This window comes from Paenibacillus sp. J22P90 (assembly GCF_059692195.1).
Genome location: NZ_JCAUAY010000008.1, coordinates 82,518 through 101,423 on the forward strand (window position 1 = coordinate 82,518; position 18,906 = coordinate 101,423).

Genomic DNA, 18,906 nt, shown 5'->3' on the forward strand with positions numbered 1-18,906 from the left:
CCCCCATGCAATTATGATGCTGCGAGTGTACTGAAGTACCAGTTCATGAATTGTTGTCCGAAAAAATAGGCCGTTAACGTTCCCAACGCAATAGCCGGAGCGAAAGGCATCGGCTTTCCTACTTTGACTTTCCCAGCGATCATCCCGACCGCTCCAATGATCGTTCCATAAATCGCAGAAATGAAAAATGCTAGCACGACTAACTTCCAACCTAAAACTAAGCCCAATACCGCAAAAAGCTTGATATCCCCACCGCCCATGCCACCTTTGCTGATGATGGCAATGAAGAGTAGAAGTGCAAAACCGACTATGGCGCCTAGCAACGGCTCCCACCAGTTCATGAATGGAAGGAAAGAAAAACGTAGAATAGCCAATAGCATACCGAAATAAAGAAGTACCTTATCTGGAATAAGCATGTAAGCAATGTCTGATACCGTAATGATGACTAATAAAGAAATAAGCAGCCAAGCTACGGTCAGCTCAAGCGACCATCCGATTCGAACAGGAGCTAAGAGAAAGAAAAGAGCAGTTAACAGTTCGATAAGAGGATATATCGGCGAGATCTTGGTATGACAGCTTTTGCATCTTCCTTTAAGGAAGATGTAGGAAAATACTGGTATTAACTCCCATGTCGTAAGTCTACGCTCACAATGTCCGCATCGGGAACCAGGTCGAACGATCGATTCTTTTTTGGGGATTCGCAAGCCTACGACATTATAGAAGGAGCCGAAGAAAAGGCCGATTAGGAAGGTGTATGAATAATAAACAATTGACATAAAATCAGTCCTTTAATGAGGGTGACAACCCTCAGAATGAGGGTTGTCTTGAAGAGTTTAAAATAACAATATTTGAAAAATAATTTAAAACTTTATTTAATTCACTGATGCATCTCGATCTAAATCTGCTTCAAGTATTGCAGCACCTCCTGAGGTTTTAATTCCTCGTGGTGTACCGGTGGCATCCGAAACTAATTTCACTGAATAATCATAGTTGCTGCTACTATTAAGGTGTACCAATACATAAGAGCCAGCTGGTGGGGTACCACCACGACTAATAGTAACAATTGAATCGGCAATATTACCTCCATCTGGATCTTTAAAATCTGCCATGTGACCACTAGTTTTTAAATATCCAAAAGGTATATATGTATTCGGATTTGCAGTAGTAGGTAAGTTAGCAGTTGAATTAAAACTGGCATCTCCAGCGGCTATTAATAATCTCGCGCTGTTAATCATTTGACGAGCATCTGCAACGTACGCATCTTTTTTAGAATTATCTATCATTTTGCCAATAGCTGGTACTGCGATTGCAGAAATAATACCCAAAATAACAACTACAGCCAACAACTCAACTAAAGTTAAACCTTTTTGATTTTTCAATAAACGTTTCAACATTTTCAACATATGTAATTTCTCCTTTATAAATATGATTTTGTTTACTACACCAACTACTTCACGTGCTGGAAAATATCAAACATTGGAACAATAATGGATAATACGATGACCCCGACGACTGCAGCCATAACGACGATCATAATCGGTTCGATGAGTGACTTCATCCGGTCAGCGGCAATATCGACTTCCATTTCGTAGAAGTCGGCAATTTTGGACAGCATGGCATCCAGCGAACCCGTTTGCTCGCCGATCCGCACCATTTGCGTGACAAGCGGCGGGAAAATCCAATGCTTGCTGAACGGTTCACTCAGCATCCCCCCTCTCTCTAAAGATTGTTTTGATTGTTCCAGAACACCTGTCATTACCTGATTTAAGACAACTTTCTCCACAATCGTTATTGCTTGCAATATGGGAACAGAGCTAGTGAATAAAGAACTTAATGTTCTTGCCATTCTAGCAATGGTTGCCTTCCTTAAAATGGACCCGAAGACGGGAATTTTCAGCAGTACGTAATCTAACTTATATCTGCCTACAGGATGTCTTCTCGTCATGATGATTGCCACAACGCCACCTAATGCAAGGAGCAATATGATCCACCAAAAGCGTTGCATCCAACCGCTAGCTCCCAAAACCATCTTCGTGATCTTGGGGAGTTCAGAACCAAAATCCGTAAACATGGAAGCGAAAGTTGGCACAACATTGGTCAGCAAATATATCGTCGCTCCGATGGAGGCTAACGCCAACATGACGGGATACGTTAAAGCAGACTGTATTTTCTGTCGGGTAATGTGCTGTTTCTCAAAAGTAGTTGCAAGACGATTCAAAGTTTCATCCAACGTACCGCTGAATTCGCTGGCCCGGATCATATTGATGAAAATCACAGGAAATACTTTTGCATGCTTTTCGGCTGCATCCGAGAACGACATTCCGCCTCGAATCTCCTCCTCCACCTGTTGAAGTGCTTTTCTCAGCGCCTTGCTCTCAGTTTGCTCCGACAGGATTCTAGTAGCATCCACGATGGAGACGCCGGCTCCGATCAATGTGGAGAACTGCCTCATGTAGATGACGAAATGCTGCATTTTCACAGGATTGCCTATTGTGATATTGAGATCTTTATTGAACAGGGTCGTCTGCGCTTCCTCGATATGCGTGACCGCAATGCCTTTGTCCTTGAGCTTCAGGACGGCATCCCTCCTGGAATCGCTAGTTACTTTGCCTTTGGTCATTCTGCCGGTGCGGTGCCGGCCCACATATTGAAATTGTGCCATCTTATACTGTCATCTCCCGCAAATAAGGTTCTACGACTTCTCTAGAGACCACATACTTCTGCATCAGATCCTTAAGCGACATTTCCAGCGTGTGCATCCCTGCTGCCCGGCTTGTCTGCATCATGTTCGTGAGTTGATGGACTTTTTCGCTGCGGATCAGATTACCTACCCCTGCGTTGTTGATGAGCAGCTCGGTAGCCGCCCGTCTTCCGCTGTTATCCATGGTTGGGAGTAGTCTCTGGGACAACACTCCTAGCAGCACAGAGGCTAACTGAATGCGGATCTGCTGTTGCTGGTTCGGCGGGAATACGTCAATTATTCTGTCTATCGTAGTTGGTGCATCTGAGGTATGCAGGGTGGCCAGCACAAGATGCCCGGTTTCAGCCGCCGATATTGCCGTAGAGATCGTCTCCAGATCACGCAGCTCACCGACGAGAATAACATCTGGGTCCTGCCGTAGCGCAGCCCTTAGCCCATTCGCAAAGCTTCTCGTATCCGCACCTACTTCACGCTGGTCGATTAGGCTTCTATTATGCTTGTGCATATATTCGATTGGATCTTCGAGCGTGATAATATGCTTTCTCATCGTCTTATTGATATAGTCCAACATGGAAGCCAGCGTGGTAGATTTCCCGCTTCCGGTAGGACCGGTCACAAGAAACAGACCTTGCGGTTTCTTACAAATCTTCTGCAGAACATCCGGCATCTGCAAGTATTCAAGAGAAGGTATGGCAGAGGGAATAATCCGGATCGCAAGACTTATAACGCCACGCTGGTAGAATGCATTCACCCGGAAACGGCTAATTTGCGGAATGAAGTAGGCCAAATCCATCTCGCCTTTTTCTTGAAAACCCATCCACATTCCCTCATCAATAATCGCGCGCGCCATCGTTTCGGTTGCTTCCGCTGTTAGCGGTTGATCGCCATGCTCTCTCAGTTCGCCGTTGATTCGGAACACCGGCGGAGAGCCCATGGTCAAATGAATATCGGATGCTTTCTTATGGAAGGCCATGGTCAGCAACTCTTCGATTGTCTCTTGCATCTTGTCATCTCCTACTAGTCAATGGCTACTTGCAGTACTTCTTCCGTAGTGGTCAAGCCTTGATTTACTTTGATAAGTCCGTCATCCAAGAGGAAGATTGTCCCTTTTTGACTCGCATATTCGCGGATGGTGGAAAGTGGTCTGCTGTCCATAATCATCTTGCGGATTTCATCATCGACTACCAAAATTTCATGAATCGCTAGACGCCCCTTGTATCCGGTCATATTGCAGTTTCCGCAGCCTCTTCCTCGAACAATCCGATCTACCTTCCAGCCGCGGCTCTTAAAAATTTCCACCTCCCTAACCGATGGCGGATGAGGCTGCCCACAGTCTCGGCAAACCCGGCGTATAAGTCGCTGAGAAACGATGCCGGCCAAGGACGCCGCTACCAGGAAAGGCTCAATCCCCATATCGACTAACCGTGTAATCGTGCTGACGGAATCGTTGGTATGGATAGTACTTAGCACAAGATGTCCGGTAAGCGCCGCTCGCATGGCAATCTCTGCGGTTTCGGTATCACGGATCTCCCCGACCATAATAATATTGGGGTCCTGCCGAAGCATGGATCGGAGTCCCGTGGCGAAGGTCAACCCGACATTCGCATTAACCTGAATCTGGCTTACCCCCTCTAACTGGTACTCGACCGGATCTTCTACCGTAATAATATTTACTTGCTCGGTGTTTAGCCGATTCAGCGCCGCATACAACGTGGAGGATTTGCCGGATCCAGTCGGCCCTGTAATGAGTACAATTCCTGTCGGACGTTCAATCATTTTCACAAAATGCTTGTAACTTTCAGGATGAAAGCCCATCTTGTCCAATTCCTTAAAGGTGCTGGTCGAATCAAGAATCCGCATAACTATTTTTTCACCGTATATGGTTGGTAAGGTAGATACACGAATGTCCGCCTGATTACGATCCAAATTGAGCTTTATTCGTCCGTCTTGCGGAACACGATGCTCGGTGATGTTCAGATTTGACATAATTTTAATGCGAGCCGTCAACATATTCTGCATATGCTTGGGAAGCACTCTGTCCGTGATGAGAACACCGTCAATTCGGTAACGAACAACCACTTTCGATTCCTGCGGATCGATATGAATATCACTCGCCTTGTGCGCGGCAGCATTCAGAAGAATTTGATTGACCAGCTTCACTACAGGTGAATCGTCCGCCATTGACTGGTCATCCTGGATCTCCTGATTATGCTGCGCGTCTTCTAGTAACTGTTCCATGGAATCATCCAGGCCATAATACTTATTAAGCGTCCTTATCACATCTTCTTTGGATGCGATGGCTCTTTTGATTTGAAAGCCGGTAACCATACGCAAATCGTCAACTGCTATAAAATTCAACGGATCTGCCATCGCGACAAAAAGCTTGTCCTGTTCGATTGTCAGCGGAACAGCCAAATATCTCATAGCCAACTGCTTCGGAACCAAACTTATTATTTTCTTCTCGATGGGGTATTGGTACATAGCGACATAAGGGATACCCAGCTGCTGCTCTAGCGATTTCATCAACTGGCGTTCGGTGATCGCGCCTTCCTGTATCAGCACTTCTCCGATTTTCTGCATATCTTTCTTAATCTTCAGAGCTCTATTAACTTGCTCTTCTGAAATGAATCCCTCTTCTACCAGCAGCTCTCCCAACTTTTTGCGCTGCAGCTTCATAGCGCTCACCTCCGTTTTTCTTTGTTGTTATTTCCCTAAGACAGCGTTTCCTGCGATATTGCTTTTACCCGATTCAATCCGATGAACTGGGGCGTAATAATCATCAGAGATCCATTCTGTCTTAATCACATCGTTCTTGGCGTTTACCGTTTCCCGATAAATCTTGGCGGAGACACCCGGCTTGCCCTCCGAAATTCCCAGGGTGCCGGATTGTACGATCTTTCTGGGCGGGATATCTTTCTTGCGCTCTAGTTTGATACGATATGTATCATTTACATCACGACTAGCCATGTAAACATAAAGTACGCCATCATAATATTCCATGTACAATTTATAGGGGGATTGCAACGGGTTTTTGATCATCAGATCCGCTGCATCTGGAGCCACTTTTGCCTCCATACCGAGTGAGGCATAAGAAGGAAGCGTTCTTCCGTAGGATCGTTCCACAATGTCAAAGCCGCTTTGCAGCGCAACCGTATAAATGCCTGTAGCCAAAACATTTAAACCTTCTACGTCAACCGATTTCAGCTGCCTTTGTTTCATTGTTCGAAGCAACGAGAATGCTTGACCGGGAGCGATCTCAGTACCGCCGATTTGCTTTGCCCAATCCGTCAAAACATGATCCCGATCCACATAGGCGATTGCCGTTTGAGAAACGATTTTTCCAGGAAACGTACCGGATACTTCCAGCAGCTTCTTCAGGTAGCCTGACTGAACGGTAATATCCTTTCCATTCGCCAGCAGCCCTTTAATGACATCCTGGGTCCGCTTGAACTCGCTAAGCTGAAAGGCCTCGACCTCCTTAAGCCGCTTGAGGTCTTCTTCCATCTGCTTTCTCACTTCAGGTGAAGCACTGTTGTAATCAGCTCCGCCCTTCGCTGGCGTATCTTCAGCTAAACCAGTGTATGAAAATCCGAGCGATAAACACGTGCATGTTGCCAGGAGAGCTATAAGTTTCGTATATTTCATTAGAATCCGTTCATTCCTCTCATGTAATATCAGGTAACTTATATTTTATTACTTTGTTTGTACTAGGCGACGCTGATGGTGCTGGAGTATATGTTGCAGCTGTAGTAAAGGTAATACCGGCGTTAGTCGCCTCTTTCGATCCACTTGAATTCGTTGATGTCACCCTCCAGTAATAGGTCGTATTGGTTGCTAATGGTGTAGTTAGCTTATAGCTCGTTCCGATCAAGCCGGATAAATTAACTACAGGGCTAGTATATGAACTGAAGGTTGAAATTTCCAGCTTATAGCTAGCTGCATCTGAAGAAGCAGCCCATGTAAACGTTGGAGTTGTCGACACGGCTGTTGACACATCAGCTGGCGCCGTCAGGGTGAATAGACCTGGCACCGGGGCAGGTACTGTCGTAAACGAAAGAACATTGGAGTCCTGCGTTTGATTATTGTTCCTAGCTGTCACCTTCCAGTAGTACTTCGTATTGTTCGAAAGAGCTGCAATTGGCGTAAAGCTCGTTGAACTAATATTTTCATATTTCACAAAATTGGTACTGAAAGAACTGTCGGTCGACACCAGCAGTGTATAGTCGTCTGCATTTGAAGAAGCCCCCCATGAAAACGTAGGTTTCGTCGACACGTTTGTTGTTGGATTTGGCTCCAATAAGGCGAATGTACCTGGATGTGCAATTAGTTTAAATTTCGGCGATCCTTCTGAGTTTTGTATTGGCGTCAACATATTCGATGTATTATTCATATTCATGATCTGAATGTCGGTCCCAATCTTATAATTCTGATTAGAACTGGATCCTGTTATCTCTAAGTGCAAAACATTAGATAGCGTTTGTGAGACATCTACAACGAAGCTCTGTTGTCCTTTCAAGTCTGTGATTATTTTACTTGTATTGAAACTATTGGTAGACGGATTGTACACAATGTTTTCGATCGAATGACCCGAACTATCAACACAGATATAGTTCGCATTTCCGTATCTTGTCATGTCACTTAATAAGGTCGCGATCGTGGGACAGGAGCTCATCGTGGATACGATGTTCACTTCTTTCGCATACCGAAGTTTTTTGGTAATCGACAATGAGGCCAGTTGGACTTGATCGTGCAGATTGCTCTGAGTTTGTCCCTTATTAAAACTCCTTATCCCGTACAGCAGCACTGGATAGGCAATGGATATCAGCAGCACAGTCACGACCACAGCCGCCAGTAATTCCATTAAAGTAATACCTTTGTGATTGAGAAGTCTGCGAAACATAGAATCCTCCTCTGGCAGCTTGAAAATGTCTTATTTGGGGCTAAATTCAATCAAAAACTTGTTCCCTTGTATCCGACTTCTATATAGATCGCCTGAAACCGAGATTGCCGGTAAGGGACTGGCTGCCGGATAGGTTATTGTCGTCGGCTGAGGTGTAGGACTTGTTGATGGCCCAGGTGATGGACTGGGTGTCGGACTTGTTGACGGGGTCGGGGTCGGGCTAGGTCTACTCTCCAGACTCTGCTGAGCATTATAAAGACTTCGCCCTTGGTCTCCTGTTTTCTTAATCACATTAGTTCCATTTAAGTAGTAGCCAAGAAAGGATGTAATCAGAACAGCCAGTATTACAAAGGCCGCAAGCACTTCAACTAAAGAGAACGCTTGTTCATTGTTTACTATTTTCATTTTAGCACCTTGGCTCATTGGCCCCCCCATTCACCCTTTTCGTATACTGGGACGCTGGGGACAGAATCATTATTGGAAGAATAGGATAAGATAATACTTTTTTCAAATGATACTGAGTTTGCGACCATAACTCCCTCGAATTTACTGCCATTCCCTTTAATATGAATAGTGGCTGTCGGTGCGTAAACGGAGATATCAGTAAAATCCATCGTAACGCTTCCTTGTCCGCTAAATGCCATATGATCTGCTGTGTCATCTCCACTGAAGAATACGACAACCGCGGAGGAATCTCCGGAAGTATTTCTTATATTAAACGTATCGTTACCATTCATATCCAAACTCTTAAAATAAATTAATGCTTTACCTTTCCCGGAAGGCTTTGTATTACGCACTATATTTATAGTAAAGTTTTTCTTAAATGCTGTGATACGAGTCATATCGACCTTAACATCCTGATCTCCGACATCCATTGTTAGCGTAACGTCATTCATACTCGGATTATCCTTATAACATTGGTCAACCGTTATGGTTTGGGCTGCACCTAATACACTGGTACAGCTCGCAAACGTTGGAAATTCAGCAGGCGGATTGTATTGCTGCACGTTATATGCCTTCTTGTCCTCTTTTCCGAGACCGATATTTATGGGATCTGGACTTCCTTTTGGCAGTTTCGTAGCAACTGTGGCGTTAATCGTTGAATCGGCTGCTGTAATCGTTTTTTCTGCCAGAATGATATTGTCTCCATATTGGAAGTTTCCTGTATTTAAGTGTAGTGTCGCTGTTTCCTGAACCCCTTTCACCGTTGCCGTGGAGACGATTCTCAACTTTTTGGGATCCACCGCTCCAGATGAATTTTTTACTGTTTCCAATTGCACTTTGAACGATCCTTCTCCTAAAGAAACATCACGGTTTAACTGCGTATTCAATGCATTTATACTCACCGCGCCTGTAAGCGGTAATATTGTGTAATTAAAATGAGTTATAATATGTTGGGCTGCGACATTAGCCCCCGATTTTGCAAGATAGTAGGCTTGCGCCTTTTTCTCCTGATAAGTCTCGCGCTTTAACCCATTAGCACTTATGCTGAGCAGCGACATTCCCATAATTACTAATATTGAGGCTATTACGAGCACGATCGGTAATGCGATCCCTTCGTCGTTTTTATACAACACTGATACCCGCCTTTCTGCGCTTGATGAATCTGTAGCATGTATACGAATTGTATCATGAATATTATGATTTTGATACAATATGTATATTACACTTTTGGATTAATATAGAAAATTTAGGGTATTTCGAGGAAAAACTGCTGCTACAGTGGGTTAATTCATCGGTATAGCCCTGGGGTGGGTTGGAGGGCGGCCCCCCTAAACCGCAATAAGCCCCTCACTAGGAGGGGCTTTCTGCTTTCGCGCTATTCAGCAGCTTGACCGTTCAATTTCTCTTTGAGCAGGTTCAGCTGCTCATCCACTTTAGCTTGCTTCGTAGTATCGATCGGTGAGTAGCTGCTAACTGTACCCGCTGGTACGTATGGCTTGCGAGCAATCTCAGCTTCAACTTCAAGTTGAATGATTTTTTCTTCCATACGTTGGAAGCCGCGAGATGCGTTACCGCTTTCGATCACACCGTTGTAGGACACTTGTGCCATTTGTTTTTTCGCCTTCGCCAATTGAGCGCGGGATACAAGCTCGTTGCGTTTGTTGCGCATTTTGTAGAACTCATCTTTCATTTCGTGCAATTGCTGTGTAAGCTCATCAGCATGTGCTTTTGCAGCAGCGTGCAGATCTGTGTACTCAACAATTTTATCTTCATGATACAGCTTCTCTTCAACCGCTTGACGAGCAATGGCTTCTTGACCGTTCTTGATGGCTGCGGAAGCTTTTGCTTCGCGGTCAGATACAAGACGAACGGATTCTTCCAGGCGCTGCTTCAGCTTGCGCTCACTTGCGATTTGGCGTGCTACTGTAACTTCAGCTTGAGCAATTTCTTGCTCCATATCGCGAAGGTATTGGTTCAACATTACGATCGGATCCTCAATTTTATCTAATACCTCGTGAATTGAAGCTTTCGTCATATCTTTCATTCTTGTAAATACACCCATGGTTTACACGTCTCCTTTTTTACTATCCAATGTTTGTTTTTCAAATCTAGCGACTTTAGCTCTTAATTCATCTACTTCTTTTTGCAAAGCTTTCTTCTCAATGTCTTTCATCATCTCATCGATGTTGTTCGCCGTTGGTGCATAGCTATCCGCTCTGTGAGGAGCTTGGTGGTGATTGTGGTTGTGATTGTGGTTGTGATTGTGGTGGTGATTATGGGATTTATGTTGATTCCATGATCCGCCTGAATAGTTTTGACGACCATATGAGTTTGCATAGGGATCATATGGGGGCTGATCAAACCCTGGTTCCTTAGGAATGACAATCGCCGCTACAAAGTAGATGAAAATGACGGTCCCTCCGGTGAAAAACGTGGTGATCACGACTAGTAAACGTAATAGTGTGACATCTACATTCATGGCTTCTGCAAGTCCCCCGCATAGGCCCGTTAATTTCTTATCTCTTCGTGAGCGATATAGTTTGTTCATGATCCTGTGTTCCCTCCTGTTTCAGTCTATTGCGAAGTGCTTCCATCTCCGCGTCTACCGCTGGGTTACCCCCGCTGTAGAAGCTCTCGCGGCCCATTCGGCGGACATCGCGAAGTGTTCTGGCATGCAGCTCCATATCGGATACGCGCTCTTCCAATCGGCCAAACATCCGCGGTGCCCCATCTTGTGTGACACTGCCGCGAGCATGCATACGCTGCTGCAAGCGAGCGGACTCCATTCGAGCCAAGTAGTAGCTGCGTTTGTCTGCGACTTCTTTGTAATCAGCTTTCAGTTGTTGCAGCTCTTCATCCAGTTCAAGGATGGACTGCTTCGACTGCTCATACAGCTCTTGATATTGCACACTTTTCTCTTCGGCCTGCAATTTCTCTTGCAAAACGATTCTTGCCATGTGCTCTTCGCCAGCCTTCAAGGCCAGCAGCGCTTGATGCTCGCGCTTTTCTTTCGTTTCCAATGCGGTTAAATATTGCTGCCGAAGTGATGCTGCGTGACTCACGCATTGCTGATACAGCCTTTCATACTGCTGAATCTGCTCACGTTGAGCTGCTAAGTATTGGTCAATCAAGCGTACCGGATCTTCTGACTTCTCTAAGTGCTCATTCAAAGTTGCCACGGTTATATCTCTCATCCGCCTAAATAGGCTCATCTTCACTCCACCTTTTTCAAACTCTGTATTCGGTTCGTGCCTTACGTTACGCCGTTCTTCCTTTCAACATGGAAAATCCATATCCGATTAACCCGATCGCCAGAAGGATAATGATCCAGCCTGCCAGCTTACTCACTAGGACGATTGCTCCGATACCGGCAATAACCCATCCTATTTTCTTATCGTTCTTAATCCCTAGGTAACCCAGTCCAATCATAATGAGTGGAATCACATAACCCATTACAGATCCTACAAAGTCTCCTAAGTGAAAGCCTAGCTTATTGAATAAAATCAGTGCGCCGAATGCGATTAGCAGAGCGGCAAACCCTGTATTTCTTTTCATCGTTTCGTCACCGCCTTTCGTTGTTTGCTGTTGTCTTGTTCATGTCTTTATTCTAGGTAAAATCTCTGCTTTCCAAAACGGACCGTGGACGGTATTTGCTCCTAGACCTTAGTCGGGGTGGGTCTACGACCTGTGATAGACGGGCATCCCCCCTTGCGGCAACGGTTAAAATTATCGTGAGTGTGATTATTAACTTATGGTAAAATAAGGGCTAGCTCGAACCATCTCGCTTATTGCGTTAGGAGGATTCTCTTGTGAACGTTACGGAGGGAACATTTCAGGGAATTGGCGGTGTTGAACTCTTCTATAGAAGAGCCACTCCGTCAGAGGTACCAGCCAAAGCTGTTATTATCGCAGTCCATGGACATGGCGACCACGGCGGAGGTTTAGTCAATATGTGTGAAGCACTCGTACAGGGTGGGTATGTCGTGTATGCTGCGGATTCACGCGGTCATGGGAGAAGTCCAGGTATTCGTGGATTCATTCGTACTTGGGATGAGTACACCGGGGATCTACATATTTTTAAAAAACTCGTGATGGCTGAGCATCCTCAGTTGCCACTCTTTATCGTCGGTCACAGCATGGGAGGCGTTATTAGCGCAGACTATGTTCTCCGACACAGTTCAGGGATTAGCGGACTCGCACTAATTGCCCCTGCAATATCGTACGAAATGACGACCTTCGAAAATTGGCTTATTAAGCTTCTTGGGAAGCTGCGGCCTCAACTCACGATTCAAAAGTCCGGCAGTGTCGAGGGATTAACTCAAGATCCCGACATGGCGGCGAAGCTGCAAGCCGATCCTTTGCGTCATAGTACCGTAACGCCAGGCTTGGGCCTTGGGCTTAGTCAAGCCATTCCAAGAATTATGCATCAAGCGTCATCGTTTCAGCTCCCTTTTCTCCTGCAATACGGCTTGGAAGATAAACTGACTCCTCCCGCGAAGTTACAACAATTCCTAGAGGTGGTCGGCTCGCAAGATAAAAAAAGCTACGCTTACGATACGATGCGTCATCGTCCTTTCGATGACCTAGGAAGAGAGCAATTCCTAGCAGATTTACTAAGTTGGTTAGATCTGCATTCTGTTGCGCATAATAAACCCAAGCTATATGCTTGATGACAAAAAAAGACCGGCGTCCATGACGTCGGTCTTCCTTTAACCGTTATTACACGGTTTCCTTATCTAATAAATACACCTTCACGTTCTTTTTCACACCAAACTCTTGTGCTTGACCCAAATCATTCATAAAGACATCGATTCTAGAGCCGCGAATTGCGGATCCGATATCTTCCGCTTTTCGAATGCCGATGCCTTCAATGAACACCGTTGAACCTAATGGAATGACCGCCGGATCTACCGCAATTGTGCGTCCTTCCTTGGCTTTGATACCGCTATAGGTAATGCCGTAGGTGGGGTGAGATGCTTTTTTGCCTGTCGATTCAAAGCCCGCGGTGTAAGCTGTTAGCGTTGTATTAATTACTTTTTTGATGATTTTCGGCTGCCCCTCGGAAGAGGAAGCTCCTGCAGTTACGATTGGGATCGTAAGACTTTGCCCGATCGTCAGCTGATTGGGATTGGTAATTGAATTGGCAGATATGAGGTCATCTACGGCGATATCGAAGCTCTTGGCAATTTTGAAAAGTGTATCACCTCGGTTTACTTTGTATGAAGTCGTGGCATTCTCAATTGCAGCAGCGGGTGGAGCTTCTTCTATCGGTTTATCTGAGCTTCCTTTCGCAGAAGCCACATAAGCAAGCGACATATCCCCATCTTCATCACTCGTTGGAAAGGAATACACTTTCGTTTGCATAAACCACAATCCTAGCAACAGAGTAAGGGATAAGGTCGAAATACATATTTTACGAAACAACATAAGCTATAGCTCCTCCTCGAAAAGTTAATAGAGTTATATAGCTACTAGACTCGGCTAAAATGGATATTTCTATACATTCCCTATGAAATTATTGCTAGATTGGTGGAAAATGCTATAATTTAAAGCTTTGAATATTCCTTGACAGGAATATTCCTTTTGAGGTATATTCAATTCATGAATACGATATTCAGTGCTCTTGCAGAACCACATCGCTTACACATCGTCGAGCTCTTGCGCGACGGCCCCCTGACCGTAGGGGAAATCGTAGAAAGGCTTGGCCTTAGTCAGCCTCAGGTTTCCAAGCATCTTCGGGTGCTGCACGAAGCAGGGCTGGTCGAGGTGCAGCCGATCGCGAACCGGAGGGTCTATAAACTGCAAACGCAGTCTCTCCAAGCTATGGATGACTGGTTGGGCCCTTTCCGGCGTCTATGGGAAACTCAGCTTGATCGTATGGAAGCCTATCTACAGGCACTGCAAGCCAAGGAATCGAAGCGGACTGACGAATAGTCGGTCGCAGTATGACACATTTAATCTATGGAGGAATGAATAATGAGCAACGGAAACACTTTTGAAATGACTGGGCACGATACTGAGGTTCAATTGGAGATTACGCGTATCGTGAAAGCGCCACTTGACCTTGTGTACAGCGTATGGACACAGCCGGAGCATTTGGCAGCTTGGTGGGGGCCAACAGGTATGGAGCTCACTGTGAAGGCTTTGGATGTACGTCCGGGGGGCATTTTCCATTATGGGATGAAAAGCCCTGAGGGCTTCGAAATGTTCGGAAGATTCTCGTACCGCGAAGTGGAAGCCCCTACGAAATTGGTTTATGTCACTTCGTTTGCAGATAGCGACGGGAATGTGATCCGCGCGCCGTTCAGCCCTATTTTCCCGCTAGAAATCGTGACTGAATTAACGCTGACCGAAGAAGACGGCCATACCATTATCACAATGAAGGGCGGCCCAATCAACGCGACAGAAGAAGAGATTCAGTTCTACGCTTCGATGAAAGGCTCCATGGAGCAAGGCTTCGGTGGAACGTTCAAGCAACTGGACGATTACCTAGCACAAATCACAGCTTAATAAGACGAGAAAAGAGCTCTCAGAAGTTTATCTTCTGGAGCTCTTCTTTTTTATACAGCTGCTCTGCGCAGCAATCCGTAGGAGATGAGTGAATAAATCACGACTAGCGGTATTAACCACCAGAATAAGCTTAAATAGTTATCCGCAATCCAATTGCCGAAAGCGGGCCATTTTCCGAAATGCGTCATGGCATACGAAGCGATAGTGCCTATTACCAAGGCTGATGTAAAGAAGATGTACATCGCCATACTACCCCAACGTCGGTGCAAGCTCGATATCGCGAATCCAAGGAAATAGGCATGAATCAAGATACTGAAATGGATGCCTAGCATCCCTAAGAAGGACACATCGTTAAAGATGCCGATTTTGAAAAGATGCAAGCCCACGCCCCACCCTTTTGTCGATTCTTCTATAGCAGACAGGATTCCGAGACCTAGCGATGACACGATGCTAACAAACAGAACCGTCAGCGCGGTGCCGATGAAATAATCTTTCCTGCGGATGCTGAGGCCGACGGCAAAAGGGAAGGTTTCTTTGAGCGTCAGCGTTCCAGCGACAAAGGTATAGACGTAAATCGAGGTAATGGAGCCTGTATTCATGGTCTCTTCCGTATTAAGGGATGATGCGATAAGAAAATTGATCACAAAGTTAACGCCAAGAATGACCCATGGAATGGTAAACCACAGCTTTTTATTAATGAGTTGAAGCTTTACGACTTGATTCACACGGTTCATAACTATTCAGTCCCCTTTCCAGCCACTTGCGTGCGTGTCAGATGAACAATGAGCTGTTGAATGGAAACTGGAGCAAATTCCAGTCCTAATTCTTCGGCGTATTTGCGATCTTGCACCGAAAGAGCTCCGATGATGGTTGCTGTTGCAGCAGAACCAATTGCGGTTCTCTCTAGCACTTCTTTCCCCCGTGTGAACGCATCTACCGCCGATTTCAGACCGGAAACCATGCAAGCACGGCCGCGAAGCGCGTCAGCGTCTTCATTGAGAATCAATTTCCCGTTGTCGATCACGAGCACATGCTCCAACAACCGACTCACCTCGTCAATCAGATGCGTAGAAAGGATGACTGTGCGCGGATACTCCGCGTAATCTTCCAGCAAGCGATCATAGAAAAGTACACGAGCTACCGCGTCCAATCCCAGATACGGCTCATCGAAAATCGTCAATGGTGCGCGGCTTGCGAGCCCAACTACAATCCCTACAGAGGACAGCATGCCTCGGGACAGTTTTTTTATTTTCCTTTTGATCGGAAGTCGGAAATCTTCAATTAATGCGCGCGCATAAGCGTCGTCCCAGTTCGGATATAAGGATTTGGCCACCGCCATCACATCAATAATGCGAAACGTGTCCGGATATTTTTGACTTTCTTTAATAAAACAAATCTGATTCAGCACTCGGCTATTCTCAAAAGGCTCCTCGCCAAATACCTTAAGCTCGCCGCTAGTCGCGAACTGCTGTGCGGAGATCATATGCATGATCGTCGTTTTGCCAGCGCCGTTTCTGCCGAGTAAACCATAGATTTTATTCGCTTCAACTTTAAAGCTTACATGGTCCACTGCCGTCACTTTACCATAGGACTTTGTAAGTCCCTTTACCTCAACAACGTTCGTCATTACGCCTTCTCCCCTCTCCGCACCATTTCTGTTAACTGCTCTAACGTGATGCCCAGCTTCTCAGCTTCCCTTACCATCGTCACCACATACTGCTCATAAAATTGTTCTTTACGCTTCTCCATCAGCTTGACTCGCGCTCCCTCCGCTACAAACATGCCAATTCCACGCTTCTTGTATAAAATCCCTTGGTCCACCAGCAAGTTAACTCCCTTAGCTGCCGTTGCCGGATTGATCTGATAAAAGGCTGCAAATTGATTCGTAGAAGGGACCTGCGATTCCTCTGGCATGCGTGATTCGATAATATCATCTTCAATCTGCTCTGCGATTTGCACAAAAATCGGGCGGCTATCATCCATCATAAATCCCACAATTCTCACCACCACTTTCGTTACTACATTGGTTAGTTACTCATGTAATTAACCATACAACCAAATAAGTTATGTGTCAAGCGAGTTACAAAAATTGGGCAGTTAAAATAAACGACTACGCCGTCCTTTAAGGACGGCAGCGTTTATGGAAAAATATAACCGACTTATTATGTGAAACAAATTAATTCTTATATTTCGAAATAACCGGCTACTCCGTCCTCCAAGGACGGGAGCGTTTATCCAGAAATATAAGACAATTTAGTAGGTGAAACTTATACAGTCTTATATTTTAAATAATTCACTTTTTATCGGGGAATACCAATAATGGAAGGTTGTTTGAAGAGGAAAATAAATGAAATATACCAGTGGCATTCTGATGCACTTTATAGGAAGGTAGGATCTCTATGTTTCTATTTCTCATACGGAGTAGTTTGGTGGTGATGTTGGGGTTGGCGGCTGTTCACCCGTTTGGGGCAAAAAATGCAGAGGCTCAAAATATAGATATCCAAAATGCAGAGACTCAAAATGTAGAGACTCAAAATATAGAGACTCAAAATATAGAGACTCAAAATATAGAGACTCAAACCGCTTCGCCGCTATTCTCGTTCTCGGTGATGAGTGACCTGCATGTCATCTCGTCGGACTCGGTCTCCCAGCTGCTTCTGCGTCAAGCGCTAGCGGATCACCACGCGCTGCGCCCAGACAGCAAACTGCTCGTCCTAAACGGTGATCTCACGAATGGCAGTGAGAGCGATTACCGCAGCTTAATGGCGCTGCTCAGCCGCCAGCCCCATGCTCCTATGCGGGCGACCATGGGCAACCATGATTACTACGGCGTGTGGCGCCAGCCGGATGGAAAGATGGATTACATGAAGATGAATCCATCTTGGAAGAGTCGTGATGCGGTCGCGTTATTCGACCGCATCATGGGGTATGACAAGCCGTATCACGAGCTTGTCGTGGAGGGCTATCGCTTCCTGTTCCTTAGCGGGGAAGCGTATCGTGACGTTGACGCATCCATCAATGAGGATGCGTTCCTCTCTTCCGCGCAGCTCAGCTGGCTGCGCGAGCGGCTCACGGCTGCGGGCGCGGCGGATGCCCGCAAGCCGGTGTTCGTGTTCCTCCACCAGCCGCTGCCGCGGACGCTGGATGGCACGGATCTAGAGCTGGGCGTCGTCCAGCACCAGGAGCTGCGCGCGATACTTGACGCGCATCCGAACGTTATTTTGTTCAGTGGGCACACCCACTGGAACATCGAAACGACCAACCAGGTGAAACAGTTGAAGTTTCTTGCCGCTTCAAGCGCCTCCATCCGGCAGGTATGGAGCGCGAAGAACGAGCCTGAGACGCGAGCGCTTAGCCAGAGTCTGATCGTCGATGTGTACCCGGAGCGCGTCGTTATACTGCGCCGGGAACATACCGAAAAGCGATGGATTGAGCCATCCATCGCTAAGGGGTTTGATGTGAAGTAGTAGTCTTAGGTGCTGCAAATCTCCCCCCGCCATTGCTCTTAGTTGTAGTTCGATTTTGCCAACTTATTTGCGAGCATTGACAATGTTTTACCGCATTAGTTCGATTTCACACACTTAAACGGCCAAAAACCTGCTGCCACGACCATAATCAGCCAAATAGTTCGGTAAAATCGAACTATCACCTGATTTTAGGCCTACTCCGGTCATTTAAGTGGGTTTTTCCTGACTATCGACATTGTAAAAGAGACCCTTCCATATAGGAACGGTCTCTTCGGCTTGCTCTCTCTACTAATCAATCTACCAATCTATCAATTAACACATTTTCTCCCTCATAGGTAAAACTACTTAACGGGCATGCCGCTCTCAACATCTACTATAAACAGATAGAGAGAAGGAGGTGAAACATAGATGCAAAACACAAAACGCAGCATCCCTACACTCAAAGACTCTGGCAAACTAGGTAAATCGTTCACCCGCATCCCTCTCGGCAAAAACTTGGCCCCTACACAAACACTTAGACGATTCACTGTTCTTTGGGTAGACAACAATGGTGTCCCTTTTGTCACCTCCGGTTTTTTCTGCGAGGCTCGTACGCTAAACGGAACTCGTATTGCAACAGCTCGATTCGATGCATTTGGAACTGCCGTATTCCGCACTATTGGCACGCCGACTAGACGTACGTTAGTTCTTCGAACTTTCGACGAGGATGGTGTCCTCTTCCGTACACGTACAGTTCGTTCTGGTGTTTCCGCTTTTGCAATTATCGGCTAATAAAAAACTGCCCAACACCAGGCATAAGCCAGGTTTGGGCAGTTTTATTGTTATTAGGCGCTATTTCTTCTTTACATATATGTTCCAGGCCATGTACAACAGTATCCCTGTTC

The 18,906-nt window shown here is 45.9% G+C and carries 22 protein-coding genes; 5 read left to right on the forward strand and 17 right to left on the reverse strand.

Going from position 1 to position 18,906, the window contains the following annotated elements:
* Window positions 1-11: 11 nt before the first annotated feature.
* From AC58UX_RS24065 to AC58UX_RS24125, 13 genes are all read right to left on the reverse strand, one after another.
* Window positions 12-776, reverse strand: coding sequence for a prepilin peptidase (locus tag AC58UX_RS24065; protein WP_497257429.1), 765 nt, complete (start codon window positions 774-776; stop codon window positions 12-14).
* Between the two features lie 96 nt (window positions 777-872).
* Complete coding sequence (locus AC58UX_RS24070) at window positions 873-1,403, reverse strand: type II secretion system protein (protein WP_497257430.1); 531 nt, start codon at window positions 1,401-1,403, stop codon at window positions 873-875.
* 44 nt (window positions 1,404-1,447) lie between these two features.
* Window positions 1,448-2,662, reverse strand: coding sequence for a type II secretion system F family protein (locus AC58UX_RS24075; RefSeq protein WP_497257431.1), 1,215 nt, complete (start codon window positions 2,660-2,662; stop codon window positions 1,448-1,450).
* Window position 2,663: 1 nt separating this feature from the next.
* Complete coding sequence (locus AC58UX_RS24080) at window positions 2,664-3,704, reverse strand: type IV pilus twitching motility protein PilT (protein WP_497257433.1); 1,041 nt, start codon at window positions 3,702-3,704, stop codon at window positions 2,664-2,666.
* Between the two features lie 14 nt (window positions 3,705-3,718).
* Window positions 3,719-5,377, reverse strand: a complete 1,659-nt coding sequence (locus tag AC58UX_RS24085; RefSeq protein WP_497257435.1) for a GspE/PulE family protein — start codon at window positions 5,375-5,377, stop codon at window positions 3,719-3,721.
* 27 nt (window positions 5,378-5,404) lie between these two features.
* A complete protein-coding gene (locus AC58UX_RS24090) occupies window positions 5,405-6,346 on the reverse strand; it encodes a VanW family protein (RefSeq protein WP_497257437.1) in 942 nt (313 codons plus the stop codon).
* A gap of 19 nt (window positions 6,347-6,365) precedes the next feature.
* Entirely contained in the window at window positions 6,366-7,601 is a 1,236-nt protein-coding gene (locus tag AC58UX_RS24095; RefSeq protein ID WP_497257439.1) for a PulJ/GspJ family protein, read from the reverse strand.
* A 30-nt stretch (window positions 7,602-7,631) separates the two neighbouring features.
* Window positions 7,632-8,006 (reverse strand): type IV pilus modification PilV family protein, encoded by a 375-nt coding sequence (locus tag AC58UX_RS24100; RefSeq protein ID WP_497257441.1) that lies wholly within the window; start codon window positions 8,004-8,006, stop codon window positions 7,632-7,634.
* A gap of 14 nt (window positions 8,007-8,020) precedes the next feature.
* Window positions 8,021-9,175: a DUF7305 domain-containing protein gene (locus AC58UX_RS24105; RefSeq protein ID WP_497257443.1), complete on the reverse strand. Its 1,155-nt coding sequence runs from the start codon at window positions 9,173-9,175 to the stop codon at window positions 8,021-8,023.
* A 245-nt stretch (window positions 9,176-9,420) separates the two neighbouring features.
* A complete protein-coding gene (locus tag AC58UX_RS24110) occupies window positions 9,421-10,107 on the reverse strand; it encodes a PspA/IM30 family protein (RefSeq protein ID WP_497257445.1) in 687 nt (228 codons plus the stop codon).
* A 3-nt stretch (window positions 10,108-10,110) separates the two neighbouring features.
* A complete protein-coding gene (locus AC58UX_RS24115) occupies window positions 10,111-10,593 on the reverse strand; it encodes a PspC domain-containing protein (RefSeq protein ID WP_497257447.1) in 483 nt (160 codons plus the stop codon).
* The gene (locus AC58UX_RS24120) at window positions 10,562-11,257 is read right to left on the reverse strand and encodes a PspA/IM30 family protein (protein ID WP_497257449.1); all 696 of its coding nucleotides are present in this window, start codon (window positions 11,255-11,257) and stop codon (window positions 10,562-10,564) included. The genes AC58UX_RS24115 and AC58UX_RS24120 overlap by 32 nt, the downstream gene beginning before the upstream one ends.
* Before the next feature lie 46 nt (window positions 11,258-11,303).
* A complete protein-coding gene (locus tag AC58UX_RS24125) occupies window positions 11,304-11,600 on the reverse strand; it encodes a LiaF transmembrane domain-containing protein (RefSeq protein WP_497257450.1) in 297 nt (98 codons plus the stop codon).
* 254 nt (window positions 11,601-11,854) lie between these two features.
* On the opposite strand from AC58UX_RS24125, the gene AC58UX_RS24130 reads away from it, so the two are divergent.
* Complete coding sequence (locus tag AC58UX_RS24130; protein WP_497257451.1) at window positions 11,855-12,715, forward strand: alpha/beta hydrolase; 861 nt, start codon at window positions 11,855-11,857, stop codon at window positions 12,713-12,715.
* Between the two features lie 49 nt (window positions 12,716-12,764).
* Here the strand turns inward: AC58UX_RS24130 and AC58UX_RS24135 are convergent, their stop codons facing one another.
* A complete protein-coding gene (locus tag AC58UX_RS24135; protein WP_497257452.1) occupies window positions 12,765-13,472 on the reverse strand; it encodes a 3D domain-containing protein in 708 nt (235 codons plus the stop codon).
* A 174-nt stretch (window positions 13,473-13,646) separates the two neighbouring features.
* On the opposite strand from AC58UX_RS24135, the gene AC58UX_RS24140 reads away from it, so the two are divergent.
* The gene (locus AC58UX_RS24140) at window positions 13,647-13,979 is read left to right on the forward strand and encodes an ArsR/SmtB family transcription factor (RefSeq protein ID WP_497257453.1); all 333 of its coding nucleotides are present in this window, start codon (window positions 13,647-13,649) and stop codon (window positions 13,977-13,979) included.
* A 42-nt stretch (window positions 13,980-14,021) separates the two neighbouring features.
* Complete coding sequence (locus AC58UX_RS24145; protein WP_497257454.1) at window positions 14,022-14,555, forward strand: SRPBCC family protein; 534 nt, start codon at window positions 14,022-14,024, stop codon at window positions 14,553-14,555.
* A gap of 50 nt (window positions 14,556-14,605) precedes the next feature.
* Here the strand turns inward: AC58UX_RS24145 and AC58UX_RS24150 are convergent, their stop codons facing one another.
* Genes AC58UX_RS24150 through AC58UX_RS24160 form a run of 3 tightly spaced genes read right to left on the reverse strand, consistent with a single transcriptional unit; the run spans window position 14,606 to window position 16,541 of the window.
* Window positions 14,606-15,280 (reverse strand): hypothetical protein, encoded by a 675-nt coding sequence (locus AC58UX_RS24150; RefSeq protein ID WP_497257455.1) that lies wholly within the window; start codon window positions 15,278-15,280, stop codon window positions 14,606-14,608.
* Window positions 15,281-15,291: 11 nt separating this feature from the next.
* A complete protein-coding gene (locus AC58UX_RS24155; protein ID WP_497257457.1) occupies window positions 15,292-16,182 on the reverse strand; it encodes an ABC transporter ATP-binding protein in 891 nt (296 codons plus the stop codon).
* The gene (locus AC58UX_RS24160; protein ID WP_497257458.1) at window positions 16,182-16,541 is read right to left on the reverse strand and encodes a GntR family transcriptional regulator; all 360 of its coding nucleotides are present in this window, start codon (window positions 16,539-16,541) and stop codon (window positions 16,182-16,184) included. The genes AC58UX_RS24155 and AC58UX_RS24160 overlap by 1 nt, the downstream gene beginning before the upstream one ends.
* Before the next feature lie 458 nt (window positions 16,542-16,999).
* Here AC58UX_RS24160 and AC58UX_RS24165 point away from each other — a divergent pair, with 458 nt between their 5' ends.
* Both AC58UX_RS24165 and AC58UX_RS24170 read left to right on the forward strand, forming a co-directional pair.
* Window positions 17,000-18,022: a metallophosphoesterase family protein gene (locus tag AC58UX_RS24165; protein WP_497257460.1), complete on the forward strand. Its 1,023-nt coding sequence runs from the start codon at window positions 17,000-17,002 to the stop codon at window positions 18,020-18,022.
* A gap of 408 nt (window positions 18,023-18,430) precedes the next feature.
* Entirely contained in the window at window positions 18,431-18,793 is a 363-nt protein-coding gene (locus AC58UX_RS24170) for a hypothetical protein (RefSeq protein ID WP_497257462.1), read from the forward strand.
* Window positions 18,794-18,906: the final 113 nt, after the last annotated feature.

Coding starts and splice junctions, on each gene's coding strand:
- AC58UX_RS24135 (WP_497257452.1), bottom strand. CDS start 13,472: ATGTTGTTTCGTAAAATATGTATTTCGACCTTATCCCTTACTCTGTTG.
- AC58UX_RS24065 (WP_497257429.1), bottom strand. CDS start 776: ATGTCAATTGTTTATTATTCATACACCTTCCTAATCGGCCTTTTCTTC.
- AC58UX_RS24095 (WP_497257439.1), bottom strand. CDS start 7,601: ATGTTTCGCAGACTTCTCAATCACAAAGGTATTACTTTAATGGAATTA.
- AC58UX_RS24140 (WP_497257453.1), top strand. CDS start 13,647: ATGAATACGATATTCAGTGCTCTTGCAGAACCACATCGCTTACACATC.
- AC58UX_RS24090 (WP_497257437.1), bottom strand. CDS start 6,346: ATGAAATATACGAAACTTATAGCTCTCCTGGCAACATGCACGTGTTTA.
- AC58UX_RS24115 (WP_497257447.1), bottom strand. CDS start 10,593: ATGAACAAACTATATCGCTCACGAAGAGATAAGAAATTAACGGGCCTA.
- AC58UX_RS24120 (WP_497257449.1), bottom strand. CDS start 11,257: ATGAGCCTATTTAGGCGGATGAGAGATATAACCGTGGCAACTTTGAAT.
- AC58UX_RS24145 (WP_497257454.1), top strand. CDS start 14,022: ATGAGCAACGGAAACACTTTTGAAATGACTGGGCACGATACTGAGGTT.
- AC58UX_RS24100 (WP_497257441.1), bottom strand. CDS start 8,006: ATGAAAATAGTAAACAATGAACAAGCGTTCTCTTTAGTTGAAGTGCTT.
- AC58UX_RS24170 (WP_497257462.1), top strand. CDS start 18,431: ATGCAAAACACAAAACGCAGCATCCCTACACTCAAAGACTCTGGCAAA.
- AC58UX_RS24125 (WP_497257450.1), bottom strand. CDS start 11,600: ATGAAAAGAAATACAGGGTTTGCCGCTCTGCTAATCGCATTCGGCGCA.
- AC58UX_RS24110 (WP_497257445.1), bottom strand. CDS start 10,107: ATGGGTGTATTTACAAGAATGAAAGATATGACGAAAGCTTCAATTCAC.
- AC58UX_RS24075 (WP_497257431.1), bottom strand. CDS start 2,662: ATGGCACAATTTCAATATGTGGGCCGGCACCGCACCGGCAGAATGACC.
- AC58UX_RS24070 (WP_497257430.1), bottom strand. CDS start 1,403: ATGTTGAAAATGTTGAAACGTTTATTGAAAAATCAAAAAGGTTTAACT.
- AC58UX_RS24155 (WP_497257457.1), bottom strand. CDS start 16,182: ATGACGAACGTTGTTGAGGTAAAGGGACTTACAAAGTCCTATGGTAAA.
- AC58UX_RS24085 (WP_497257435.1), bottom strand. CDS start 5,377: ATGAAGCTGCAGCGCAAAAAGTTGGGAGAGCTGCTGGTAGAAGAGGGA.
- AC58UX_RS24080 (WP_497257433.1), bottom strand. CDS start 3,704: ATGCAAGAGACAATCGAAGAGTTGCTGACCATGGCCTTCCATAAGAAA.
- AC58UX_RS24160 (WP_497257458.1), bottom strand. CDS start 16,541: ATGATGGATGATAGCCGCCCGATTTTTGTGCAAATCGCAGAGCAGATT.